Below are 12274 nucleotides of genomic sequence, written 5' to 3'. Positions count from 1 at the left end.
AAAACAATCGCAAAAAAGGGGGACGTCAGGGCTAGAACTCTCCGGCAAGCCGTGTTCATGATGTCGCTCTCCGTGTGATAATTGATTATTTTCAATTATTAATTGACAATTGTTAATTGATAATTGCCAACTTAGAATCGCCAGGCATACTGAATCTTTACCGGCAGCTCGTTAGAAACAAATTCCCAACGATTGTCGCTGACCCGCCGGACCATGTTGTGATTGTAGACCAGGAAAAGATCGCCGAGCGGGTTAAACGTCCAGCGCAGCTTGTTGTTGGAACCCAGCTCGCGGCTCTGCGTGTCATATTGCGTCAGGCTGCTGAATTGCAGGTTGGGGGAGAAATTCAGTTGAAACCGCAAACCGAACAATTCCTCGGTAAAATCAGTCTCGGTAAATGTTTCTTCTTCTTCATCGAACGCGGTTGCTTTGCCGGTATTGCGCTCACCGCTGAATTCCAGCGTGAGAAACGACGAGGGTTTCAGCGTCAATGCTCCCTCCAGGGTGTTCAAATCACCATTGTAATAATTGCCGGCCTCCCAGCGGATGGCGGCGCTGAGCATACGCTTCTGCGCTGAACGTGCTTCGACAGCGTAGCGCGTCCACTCATAAGAGCCGGTGGCAATGTCCACGTCATTAGCAAGCTCGAAAACTTCCGGCGGCCGGTCGCCCTGTCGCAGCAAGCTGGCTTTAATATTATCGCCGCTCTCAAAGAGCCAGTCGAGCGGTGTTATGAGCAGGTCATAACTTTCCCACTCGGAATTATTCCAAGTATTGAACAGCCGGAAGGAGAATTCGTGCGTCATCTGGCGCACCAACGACCAGTTGGGCCGCGGCTTGTAATCACCGGTGAAATCCCACAGATGAATATTCCGGCGCGGCACAAACCCGAGTGAGGGATCGAAGCCCGGGCCAATGCGAATCGTAGTGAAGTTGACGTCGAACAAATCATTGGGATAATCGATACGCAGACCGTAGGCGGATTTATCGCCTTCCAAATCTTCGCGATTGTTGAGCAGGCCCCACACACCGATCAACAACGTTTTTTCATTCATGAATTCCGAAGTGCGAAAGGTGAAATCAACGCCCGCGGACCAACTGTCGGCGCGGCCCTGTTGATCGCCGAAGGTGGCCAGCATGCCCAGCGAAGACTCTTCCAACACGTTTTGTTTAAGGCGAAACGCCCCCATGGTTGCCTGCCCGACTTCAATGGTGGTGTCCTCGGTCGCGGCAAATTCCTCTACCTTGCGAGTATTGGCGACGAGCGCGCCTAGGTTGGAGTTGCCGACACGGCCATTGATTTTACCGCCAACGTTGATGGGAATCGGCGCCTGATCTGCTTCCGGGTCGCCATAAAGGCCGATGCGGCGGGTAAAGAACGGCAAGATGGTGTCTTCGTCCAGGCCGATGCCGAACTCGAAAATATCTGCGCCTTCCAAAAAGAAGCTGCGTTTTTCCGGGAAGAAAACCGGAAAGCGGCTCAAGTTGATTTGTCGGACATCCACTTCGGTTTCGGCAAAATCCGTGTTCACCGTCAACGCCGACAAAAGATTCGATCCCAGTTTTTGGGTGATGTCCAGGCTAAAGTCCCCCTCTGTTTCCGTGCTCGCGCCTGGCTCAGGTTTGCGGCCTCTGCCGACCACGGCCGGACGAATGCTCAACCCCACGCCCAGATCGAATTCGGGCAGATCTGTGAGAATTCCAGCGCGGCTGGTTTGATAGATTTCATAGTCGCGCTTGGCGCTGGCCCAACGGCTGGTTTCCTGTAACCGTTCCACGCGACGCTGCACGTTGAAACCCCACTCGGTTAGGCCTTTTTTGAAACTGAGACTTTTGATCGGAATACGAATCTCGGCGGACCAGCCGGCATTATCGCGCGAGGTTTTGGCATCCCAAATCGTATCCCAATCGCCATTCACGTCTTCCCCCTGCTCGATCACCAAGCCCTCGGAACGCGCGCCGTTGGGATTGACTGAAAAGACGTATCCAGAACGGCCATCAAGAAACGTGTCAAACACGATCACAATGTGATCTTCCTGATATTCATCTTCGAAGGCAACATCCCGGGCTTTGGAAAAAGCAACGATGCCTTTCGGTTCGCTATCGTAGCAGCGCACGCCCACGACGATTTCTTGAGCATTAGCCAACACTCTGACAACCGTGCGGCCTGCGGGAGTGCCGCCCTCTTCCGGTTCGATGGTAACGAGGTTGGAAATAGATTCGGCACCCTCCCACCAGGACTGGGTGTCTGACGTACCTTCAAGCTTGAAATCGGGCGCCAGAACACCGGCGCGCAAGGTGGGGCGAATGCCGGCAACCGGTTCTTCTTCGCCTTCTGCAGCAGGAATGGGGCTAAATTCTTGTGAGCCGACGAATTCCAGGCTTTCCGGCTCGGCGAATCTGATCCACCGAAACAGCGAAACGGTATAAGTTTCTCCGGCAACCAAGGGATCGGCGGGCACATCTTCCAGCGCATCGGGCGGATGAACGCCGTAGCGAATCGGCGAGCGGTAGGTGTCGGTGCCCTCCGTTTCCGTGCCCCAGAGCTCTTTCTCGCCCTGCTCGACCACCAGACGTCCGATCGGAATGTCTGGCACCCAGGAAAATGTTGGGGCCATGCCGCTGCTAATCGAAATGGTGACTGTGTTGCTATCCGTTTGTGCCCGCGTGACGCCCGCCAACAGAAGAACGAAGGTCAAGCAAAAAAAACTCAGCACAAATCTCTTGAAATACATTTTCTAACCTCGCGCTTGGGGTTCAGCCAAAAATAATTTGCGTGTCAGTCGTTGCGGTGTTGTGATCACGCGGTGAAGGGCCAAAGCAATCGAGAAACTTAAAAACCGACACAAGCCCATCACGTGGGCAAATTTGCACGTTATCTTTGAAATGGAATAAGGAGACTTGGGTCTAACGACTCGTCCTGAGAGGCTAGTAGGAATGGCTATTGGCCGAGCGACGATTATCAAAAAATCAACCGATTGCGGATAATCTGTTTTTCCGTCGACCGGCCAACATGGTCAATGCTAGAACTTTTTCAGAGGGCATCTAAGAGGGATGCCGTCCGTCCTCCTTGGCTTTAAGATGATACAGGGCTTCATCACCATAGCCGATTTTCTCTAAAAGACCGTTGCCGGTTAATTGGCGCAAAACTTTCAAGAGGGTCTTGATTTCAACGCGAACTTGCTGACGCATGACCCACCACTCGGCAATACCCTCCAACGTATCCGAGGCCTGGGGATGCTCGGTAAGATACTCGAGAATGGCATCGGTCAGTTCCTTTTCGCGCTGGTGTTCATCCTTGTTGAGCTTCAATGAGTTGCGCATGGGTTGTTCAAGGTTAACCCGGTCCTTATTAAGCGTTGCTGGCGCAAATGGTTCTTTTGAATTGTAAGTTCTCATGCAAAGATGCAGCCAAAATTTTTGTGGCTCACGAGAACCGTATTTTCAATAGCTTAATAAGGATCATCTCGGGCATAGGTTAAGGGGTAGGCCAAGAGACACCCGCAAAGCTGCATTTTTGATTTGGTGATAAGTTGTTTATTAGAAAGCAGTAAAATCGTTGGGTTAAAAATCACCCACCATGTGAGGAAATTTTCACCCAATCAGCAAAGCAACCAAATCATACAAAACATACATGGGTCAATCTGGGATTTCATGATATCTTAATGTTTTGGACAAGCAGCGTTCGGCCATCAGGCGCGCAAAGTTAGAATAAAATTCTGAAAGTTTTCGCCCACGGAAACGAACTCCCACCAAAAAGGCTTTTGCTTTTTTTGTGGGAGCTCAGCTTTTGTGGGCAAAGTCCATAAAGCTGCTCGAAGAGCCTCAATTTTCAGCTTGTCTGGAAAGCGGTCAAAAATACTTGGGATTGATCTGGTATTTTTTGAGCAGCTTGCCGAGATCGCGGCGTTCCTTGCCTGCGGCCAGCGCGGCTTGCGTGACATTGCCGTTGTAATCGCGCATAAGGCGCGTGAGATAATCCCGCTCAAACGCCTCGATCACTTTTTGCTTTTCGGCTTTGAACGAGCATACTTCAGCGTGGGGGGCAACGACTGAGGCATGCCGGCTTGCGGTCAGCGCGGGAATGCCCAAATCTTCAATCTCAATTTTGTTGTCTTGACAAAGATGAATGCCGCGAATGACGGCATTCTCCAACTCTCTGACATTGCCCGGCCATTCATAAGCGCGCAAGGCCTCCTCAGCCGAGGGCGAGAATTGCAGGAACTGTCGATCCGGATAAGCATGCTTTTTCAAAAAATGGCAGGCCAGCGGCAGGATGTCTTCTTTGCGATCGCGCAAAGGCGGCAAATTGATGAACAGCACGCGCAGGCGATAGTACAAATCCGCGCGAAAGCTTCCGGCTTGCACCAATTCATCCAGCGGCGCATTGGTCGCCGTCACGATCCGCACATCGGCGGATTGTTCCTCGCTGGCTCCCAGGGCGCGATATTTTTTTTCTTGCAGCACGCGCAGCAGCGACACTTGCGCTTTTGCGCTCAGGGCTTCGATTTCATCTAGAAAAAGCGTGCCCTTGTCGGCTTGTGAAATCACGCCTCGCCTTTGCGTGTGCGCATCGGTAAAAGCGCCGCGTTCGTGCCCAAAAAGCTCGTCTTCCAACAGCGTTTCAGGAAACGAGCCGCAGTTTACCGGGATGAAGGGGAATGCAGCCCTGGCGCTCAGGTAGTGAATGGCGCGGGCGGCCAGCTCTTTGCCCGTGCCGGTTTCGCCGGTAATCAAAATGGTGGCGTCGCTTTTGGCAATCGCCGGAAGTGAGGCAATCGCCTTCAGAAAAGCCGGGGCATCGCCAATCAATTTGGCAAGAGCCTGGGTGTCGCGCAAGCGGTCGAGCAAGCTTTTCATAAAATAAAATACCTCCGCAGTCAGCGAAAAAACAATCCGCCGATGCTGACATGCTGAACGTGTAAAAATTGAGCTTAGTATATCCTACAGGGTCGGATGACTTTCCTGGTCAGAGCACAAACAACTCTAGTTGCATAATTAGTCATGAAAGCCCAAAATCTCGTCCATTCATGCTGACAAGATTAGAGTGTTTCATGCTCTGTTTTATATATAGGTAAGGACAGAATTGCAGTCGAGGCGCCAACCAGGATGGCGCTTTATTGATCCGCAAAAAAATTGCTGTGCTGCGTTCGCCATAACGGTCTCCGGATTGCCATTATTGTTGCAAACGCCAAGAGTGCCCAAAGGGCAACAACTCTTTAGCTATTTGTTTTTGTTAGAAATGCAGGATAGAAGAATGCTTTTTTCGCACGCTTAGGAAAATAATTACGTGAATGTAACTATTAAAGCTGAATCGTAGCTTAAAACTGGGGGGAAAATCAAAATAAACCCAGGAGGCAGGTTCAAAAACCAAAGAATTAATCCTGTCTTAACCTGACAGAGACGAGCCGCAGACAAACAAGGGCAACCGCGAATGAGCGCGAATTGAAGCAAATAAGAGGTTAGCGTTTATTCGCGTTCATTCACGGTTTTAAAATGTTTGCTGCATAAGCAAAAATTTTATCCCGAAAAGCCGGGAGTGGATTTTCAGGCAAAAAAGTAACAGAGCATTGTGGGGAATATCATTGCTTGGGGTGATGGATGAGGCAAACGAGACTTCCGTCAAGCCATGACAGCTTCAAACTTGCCTGGTAAGCTGACGCGCACGGTCGTCCCTGCGCCGGGAGAGCTGGTGAGATCGATTTTGCCGTGGTGAGCCGTAACGATCCATTTGCAAATTGCCAAGCCCAAACCGCTGCCCCCGGTCGAGTTCGTGCGCGATTTGTCGGCGCGATAGAAGCGATCAAAAATATGCGGCAAATCTTCAGCGGATATGCCTGCCCCAGTATCGCTAATCGTGAACACAACGTTGTCCCGGGATTTTCGCAAAGCCAGCACGATTTTTCCTTCACAGGTATACTTCAATGCATTATCGCACAGATTCAACAGCAAGCGGCGCATCAGCAGCTCGTCGCCCCAAAATTCCAACGCCTCGCACGTGCGCAGCTGCAAAGACAAGGCGCGGCCTTCGGCGAGGATTTGCAGGTCTTCAAAAATCTCGTGAACGAGAGCGTCAAATCGAAAGAGTTTTTTCTTGAAGGGGTAATTGCCGGCATCCGACCGCGCCAACAGCATGAGATTATCGACAATCCCGCCCAGCGCAATGACACGATCGAGCATTTTTTGCAGGAAGATGCGCGTGTCATCCGAAAGCTTCTCGTCCTGATAGGCTAATTCCAAATCGCCGCGCAAAATGGCAAGCGGCGTGCGCAACTCATGGGCGGCATCTTGCGTGAATTGTTGCAGGCGCTTGACGCCCTCTTCCAGGCGCGAGATCATGCGATTGAGCGTCGCCACCAGCGCGCCGAACTCATCCTTGCCGGCATAATCCTGCAAGCGTTCTTGAAGATTGGCCACCGAGATGGATTCCGCCGCACGGGCGGCAAGAACCACCGGGCGCATCGCCATTTTTGCCAAAATCCAGCCCCCGCCGCTGGCCAGCAACACGGATAACGGCACAACCCATAACAGAACTTGCCCCGTTTTCTGTGCCACTTTGAAGATGGTGTCATTCTCCACGCCCACGGCAACCCTTCCCCAGTCGCGGTGAAAAACGCGCACGCGGTAACGATTCCCGGCGATCTGCACATCGTAATTTCCGGTTCCCTGCTCCAGAAAACCAAACGGCAAAAGCCGGTCGATGTTTTTCAAGCCACCGCTGTAATAACGTTTTTCTGCGCCGTGTTCGAGCCGCAGCAGGGCGAATTGGCGTTTCAAGCCGTAGCGTTCCTCCAAATCCTCGGGCAGTTCGGCGAGCAACGAGTCATCTTTTTCTGCTGTCGCCTGCAACAATGGCTGAAATTCGGTTTCAAACAGGGTCGAAACCCAGGTTTCTTCGGTGAGCAATTTATCGTGCGCTTCATCGCTGAGTTGTTGGTGCAATTCCAGGGCAAGAATGCATAACACCAGCGTCAACACGGCAAAAAAGGCGAGCGTATACCAGAGCATGAGGCGCGCGCGAAGGGTCAGCGTCATGCGTCTGGCTCCCGAATGACATAACCGCTGTGGCGCACGGTGTAAATCAAACGCGGCCGGCCGCGCTGCTCCAATTTGCTGCGCAACCGCCGGATATAAACCTCAATAAGATTGAAGTCGCTGTTGAAATGATAATCCCAGACGTGTTCGGCAATCATGCCCTTGGTCAGCAGGCGGCCTTTGTTGCGCAGTAGATATTCCAAAATCGCGTGCTCGCGCGACGTCAGCTTAACGCGGGTTTCACCCCAGCGCACCTCGTGCGTTGCCGTATCCATCTCCAGCTCGCCCAGAGTCAACACACAAGATTTGGCTTGAGATTGCCGCCGCAGTAACGCGCGCACGCGCGCGCACAGTTCGGCCAGGGCAAACGGCTTGCCCAGGTAATCATCCGCGCCCGCATCCAGCCCCTTGACCCGATCCGTGACGTTGTCACGCGCCGTGAGCAAGAGAATCGGCGTTTGCAAGCCCTGCTTGCGCAATTCCCGGGAAACCGCCAAGCCGTCTTTTCCCGGCAGCATGATATCCAAAATGATCAAATCGTAGGTTTCGCTCAGAGCCATTTCTTCGCCGGTTCGCCCGTTGTGAGCGACATCAACGGCATGAGAATCCTGCAACATGGCACGGCGTACCATATCCGCCAAGTCTTTTTCGTCTTCGATAATCAGAATACGCATGGTCGTCTCGCCGCCAAATCGGGATACGGTCTACAATGTAAAAAACGGGCAAAGGGCACGAGCCAAATGCCGGCCCGGGATAATGCGAAATAGTAGTTGTGAGAGAAATGGGATCGCGCGAAGATTACGTTTTAAAAATAAAAATACCTCTGCGTTATGCTCAGGTTCACAAGTCTGTTGTCGTCCGCTGGAAGTAGTGCTGTTGTTCTCGCAAGCGAGAACCTGATCATCGCCTTGCAGCGAAAATCGAATGTCAAATTAGGGAGTTTTGAAAAGAAAACAGAAGCGTCGCCATGAGGAATAAGAAGCGACGCCACTCTATTTAAAAGAAGCAACCAGAAGCAAAAAATTATGCCCCTCATGCGGGGGCATTCAATACGTCAACTTTGTACTTAACGTGGCTTGCTAATTTTTATTTTGTGATACTGATTTTACAAATTTGTGACAAAGTAATTAACGATTTGTAACAAAGCAAGAGATTTTTTTAGGGGTCATTAATTTAATTTTTAGTTACTCTCAACAAGCTTGTCCGCCTAAAATAAAGAAACCATCCGTAGATGGTTTCTTGATGGACATGAATGCCCGGCAACGTCTGGCCGCTTCTTTTGCCAAAAAAGACGGCCTCAGCATTTTAAAAATAAAGAACGTGTGCCAGTTTGGATCAGATAAAGTGCTATCCCGCTTCGCCCTTAATTTTCAAGGCTTTGCTCTTCACTTTCAGGAGTTTGTGTCTCCAGCATTCTCATCTCAACCAACTCCAGTTGACCGGCTTCGCCGGCAACTTTCTTTTCCAAAATAGCATTCCCAACATCCTTGGAATAAAACTTATGCTCAACCACTTCCGGCTCAAGCGGAGTCCAATCTTTGGTTTGAAGGCAGTCAGCGTAGGTTCCCAATCCGATGGTCACAGATTCGTTTAAACTGAGTACTTGTCCCATGTCTACAGCCTCACCGGGCAGAAATTCCTGGCGATACGCCTCGTTGACCTGCGGATTGGCTTTCATGACGATTCCGGGCTTGGCACCATTCACACCCGCTTCCCAGGAACCGTTTGTGTTCACGACTTCGCCGTCTTCGATTTCTTTGGAGTCTTCCCCAAAGTACCAGACGTTTCCATCTTTATCCTGCGCGAACCAATCGAAGGTATCTTCCACGAGCTCGCCCTCGACCCACTCGCGCGCATGAACCACAGTGGTGTTGACTCCCAAAATCGTCTTGGTTTCATTGGTGACTTCAACCTCGACTCTTTCGGTTTTGCCATCCTCGTCCTTGCCTTCATAAACCCACACCCTGCCGGGCGTGAGATTGAAATAGGGGTTGTCGATCGCGGCGACGAAATTGGCCGGGTCGATGACGGGGTTATAATCTTCGCCGTTGTTGTCGTTGATCACAATCTCATAACTGCCATTATGAGCAGACGCCGTAGCATCGGCGCCGTCTTTCTCCTCGGCACTTTCCTGATTCTTCTGACATCCTGCTAATGACAGTGCGAGAAAACCGGAAATAAAGCAAAATGATCGCACGGGCGCACAAAACATCCTTTTCATGCTGAACCTCTCGATAATCAGTTGAAGGACTACGAATTTTGTCAAGACATACCGGCGTCCGATTTTTTATGCGTAACCCCGGCGTGGCATTCTTTTTTCAAACAAAATGGCGTTAAAAATTTACAATCACATTACCTTCGTTATGTTTTTGTATGTCAGGCCGGTCACAAGAAAAAAGCGCAAGGCATTTTCAGTCATGCCTTGCGCTTCGGTTTTACACTCGTTAGAATTCTTGACTCGCCGCGATTCCTTTTGAGATTTACAGCTCATCAGATTTAGACTTTGCGGCCTCGCGATTTTGCCCACGGCACGCCCAGCTCGCTCAAGAACACACTTTGTTGGAATGCCTCAAGCAGGTGTTGATCCAGATCGCGAATGCGATTGAAATTGCCCTTGGTATTGGGAGGAAACATTTCCCAATCTTCAACCTGGTCGATGAATTCCTTTGGCACGGTGACGATCTCGGGGCAGCTTTCGTGCATGGCCTTGATGGTGAGCGTGTGACTGCGCGCGATTTCGGGGGAACAGAGCGGTGCGGCGTCGTTTCGAATCGCGTGCACCAAATCCCTAAATCCTTCATAGCGCCACTTGTCATGCGTCTCATTGTTGAAGCGCTCTGTCGAGCCGCCGGCATATTCAATCAGCGTTTGACCGTTGTCACCCTCCCAAACCACCGAGCCCTTCTCACAAACGATTTTCATGAGCGGACCCAGCGGGCGCGCATTCGCGTGCGTGAGCAGCGCGTGGCAGTTCACCCCCTCCGACGTGGTGTATTTCATCTGCACTGTGTCGCAGCTTTCGATGGCATTGGCGCGATACAACTCGGCGCGCAACGCAACCGGGACTGCCGCCGTGTTTTCCGTCGCGGAGGCGAGATAAAGCATATTGAGCACGTAGTGAGCGTGCGCATTGTTCGCGGGACTGTCTAAAACCCAATCGCTGCCGAGCCGCAATTTTCCCGCCCATTCGTTGCGCGTGAAATACTGCCTGCTGCGCGGCCAGCCGCACAAGAGAGAAATCGACTGCACGCGCCCGAGCCTTCCTGCACAAATGCGCGCTTTGAGTTGCTGAATCGAGTGGCTGTAGATGTGTTGAAATCCCACCGCAAGTTTTCTGTTGCTGGCGTTACGAACCTGAATCAGCCGGTCAACCTCGGGCACCGTGGCGGCCAGCGGTTTTTCGCAATAAACGTGCAATCCCGCCTGCAAAGCCGCGCAACTCACCGGCACGTGTTGGTGAATGCCGATGGGAACGCCAACTACGTCGGCGAGATCAGTACCGTGCGCGAAGAAATCAGCGATGCTCTCGAACAATGTTACACCCTGCGACTGCAATGCCGCCGTGCGTTCGGGATTCTTTTTGCGATCTTCCGGCAGCGCGATCATGCCGGTGAGCCGGCCCAACCCTTGTTGCGCCAGCCACTGCACCGCATCCAAATGCACGAGGCCATAACCGCCGAGTCCGATAACAACAAAACGCAATGGTTCCATGGATTTTTTTAAATTGAATCGTTGCTCAATGAGATTTGTGCGACACATTCGCTGCATGCCGCGATGAATATATTCGCTCTCGCCCTAATCGCCAATGAAATTCTGCAAAAAAACCGCACGCGGTGATGATCGACCGAAACAGCAAATCTTTGCCGCCAAAGTAACCAGGAAACATGCAGCGGGATTCGCTACCTAAATAAACTAGTGTGCTGTAACCTTGAAAAGTATATCCCGCCGGGCGGGACGACATCTCGAGCGGGTGCTCCTGCAAATTGAGGTGACAGTCCACTCGTGACGCAACCGCAAGTTAACCAGGAGTCAAAAAAGGAGCGTGCATGAATACCAGAGTAACCCCTGAACAAATTCAAGCCTATCAACGCGACGGTTATTTGATTTTGGAGAATTTCTTGACGCCTGCAGAAGTGGAGGAAATCATCGCCGCGGTGTCGGAAGCCGTGAACCAAATGGGCAAGCAAAAAGTCGCCGGTGAGGGCAACAAGGATTTGGTCGAGGGCGAATCGTTCTACGACAAAGTATTCGTGCAGCGCCTGAATTTGTGGAAGATCAATCCCACCATTAAGAAATATTTTCTCAGCCCGGAGCTGGGCCAAATGCTGTGCCAGCTCACCGGCGCTTCAGGCATGCGGGTGTGGCACGATCAAACCCTGCAAAAGCAGCCCTGGGCCAACCCCACGGCCTGGCATCTCGACAACCCCTACTGGTCTTTTCACTCGCCGCAAGCGATCTCAATTTGGATCGCGCTCGATGAAGCGACTTTGCAAAACGGCTGCATGTACTATCTGCCAGGCTCGCACAAACTCGCACGCTACGACAATGTTGACATCGGGCAAAACATGGATGCCCTATTCAAATATTATCCCGAATTCAGAAACCTCGAGCCGGTGGCGGCTGTAATGAAGCCCGGCACCGCGGGCTTGCACAACGGTTTGACAGCGCACGGCGCCGGTCCCAATATGACGCCGCGCTGGCGCCGCGCCATGACCTGCGCCTACATGCCCGAGGGCGCGACCTTCAACGGCAATCAAAACATTCTATCGAAAGAACAGGTCGCCAAACTCAAAGTCGGCGATCCCCTGAATGACGACAGCCAGAACCCGCTGCTCTGGCCGAAAAAGTGAAGCAAAGGTCTCGGCCATGCTGCCCGGCATTTGCTTGCGTGCAATATCGGTACAGTGCGTGTCAATTGAAGGAATCCTGTGGAGTAGCGGCGCGGAAAGGGATATTCACAAGATTCTTACAAAATGACATAAACGTTTCTGGTATCTCAATCACGATCCTTCGCATTCCGAATGCTTGAAATCAAAACCCCCTCCGGCGTTTGGGAAAAGTTCTGCGCACAGATTTTGGATTTTCTCAAAGCTGATCTCATCACCATGCCCATCGAAGGTACACGCGTGCGCGGCTTTCGCTCACCCGATACGCCAGCGTTGTGGATCCGCGATCATTCCGACACACTGCGTGGCGGGAAATACTTCGAACCGGACATGCAGAGTGCAGTGAATTGCTT

The 12274-nt window shown here is 51.7% G+C and carries 9 protein-coding genes; 2 read left to right on the top strand and 7 right to left on the bottom strand.

Features of this window, described 5'->3' with window-relative positions; all coding sequences use genetic code 11:
• Positions 1-131 precede the first annotated feature (131 nt).
• The 7 genes from FBQ85_17680 to FBQ85_17650 form a co-directional block, all read right to left on the bottom strand.
• Entirely contained in the window at positions 132-2735 is a 2604-nt protein-coding gene (locus tag FBQ85_17680; GenBank protein MDL1876966.1) for a hypothetical protein, read from the bottom strand.
• A 310-nt stretch (positions 2736-3045) separates the two neighbouring features.
• Positions 3046-3399 (bottom strand): hypothetical protein, encoded by a 354-nt coding sequence (locus tag FBQ85_17675; protein MDL1876965.1) that lies wholly within the window; start codon positions 3397-3399, stop codon positions 3046-3048.
• A 453-nt stretch (positions 3400-3852) separates the two neighbouring features.
• On the bottom strand, positions 3853-4860 hold the full coding sequence (locus FBQ85_17670) for a sigma-54-dependent Fis family transcriptional regulator (protein ID MDL1876964.1): 1008 nt from the start codon (positions 4858-4860) through the stop codon (positions 3853-3855).
• Positions 4861-5622: 762 nt separating this feature from the next.
• A complete protein-coding gene (locus FBQ85_17665; protein ID MDL1876963.1) occupies positions 5623-7035 on the bottom strand; it encodes a HAMP domain-containing histidine kinase in 1413 nt (470 codons plus the stop codon).
• Positions 7032-7709, bottom strand: a complete 678-nt coding sequence (locus tag FBQ85_17660; protein ID MDL1876962.1) for a response regulator transcription factor — start codon at positions 7707-7709, stop codon at positions 7032-7034. The genes FBQ85_17665 and FBQ85_17660 overlap by 4 nt, the downstream gene beginning before the upstream one ends.
• Positions 7710-8398: 689 nt before the next feature.
• Positions 8399-9256: a hypothetical protein gene (locus FBQ85_17655; protein ID MDL1876961.1), complete on the bottom strand. Its 858-nt coding sequence runs from the start codon at positions 9254-9256 to the stop codon at positions 8399-8401.
• Positions 9257-9531: 275 nt separating this feature from the next.
• Positions 9532-10803, bottom strand: coding sequence for a Gfo/Idh/MocA family oxidoreductase (locus FBQ85_17650; protein MDL1876960.1), 1272 nt, complete (start codon positions 10801-10803; stop codon positions 9532-9534).
• Positions 10804-11081: 278 nt separating this feature from the next.
• Between FBQ85_17650 and FBQ85_17645 the strand changes: the two genes are divergently transcribed.
• Together FBQ85_17645 and FBQ85_17640 are read left to right on the top strand one after the other, a co-directional pair.
• On the top strand, positions 11082-11885 hold the full coding sequence (locus FBQ85_17645; protein MDL1876959.1) for a phytanoyl-CoA dioxygenase family protein: 804 nt from the start codon (positions 11082-11084) through the stop codon (positions 11883-11885).
• A gap of 171 nt (positions 11886-12056) precedes the next feature.
• Positions 12057-12274, top strand: a 218-nt coding sequence (locus tag FBQ85_17640) for a hypothetical protein (GenBank protein MDL1876958.1), incomplete at its 3' end; no start/stop codon positions are given.

The organism is Cytophagia bacterium CHB2 (assembly GCA_030263535.1).
Classification (GTDB): Bacteria; Zhuqueibacterota; Zhuqueibacteria; order Zhuqueibacterales; family Zhuqueibacteraceae; genus Coneutiohabitans.
This window is presented reverse-complemented; position numbering and strand designations above follow the sequence as displayed.

Coding starts and splice junctions, on each gene's coding strand:
- FBQ85_17670 (MDL1876964.1), bottom strand. CDS start 4,860: ATGAAAAGCTTGCTCGACCGCTTGCGCGACACCCAGGCTCTTGCCAAA.
- FBQ85_17675 (MDL1876965.1), bottom strand. CDS start 3,399: ATGAGAACTTACAATTCAAAAGAACCATTTGCGCCAGCAACGCTTAAT.
- FBQ85_17655 (MDL1876961.1), bottom strand. CDS start 9,256: ATGAAAAGGATGTTTTGTGCGCCCGTGCGATCATTTTGCTTTATTTCC.
- FBQ85_17660 (MDL1876962.1), bottom strand. CDS start 7,709: ATGCGTATTCTGATTATCGAAGACGAAAAAGACTTGGCGGATATGGTA.
- FBQ85_17665 (MDL1876963.1), bottom strand. CDS start 7,035: ATGACGCTGACCCTTCGCGCGCGCCTCATGCTCTGGTATACGCTCGCC.
- FBQ85_17680 (MDL1876966.1), bottom strand. CDS start 2,735: ATGTATTTCAAGAGATTTGTGCTGAGTTTTTTTTGCTTGACCTTCGTT.
- FBQ85_17645 (MDL1876959.1), top strand. CDS start 11,082: ATGAATACCAGAGTAACCCCTGAACAAATTCAAGCCTATCAACGCGAC.
- FBQ85_17650 (MDL1876960.1), bottom strand. CDS start 10,803: ATGCAGCGAATGTGTCGCACAAATCTCATTGAGCAACGATTCAATTTA.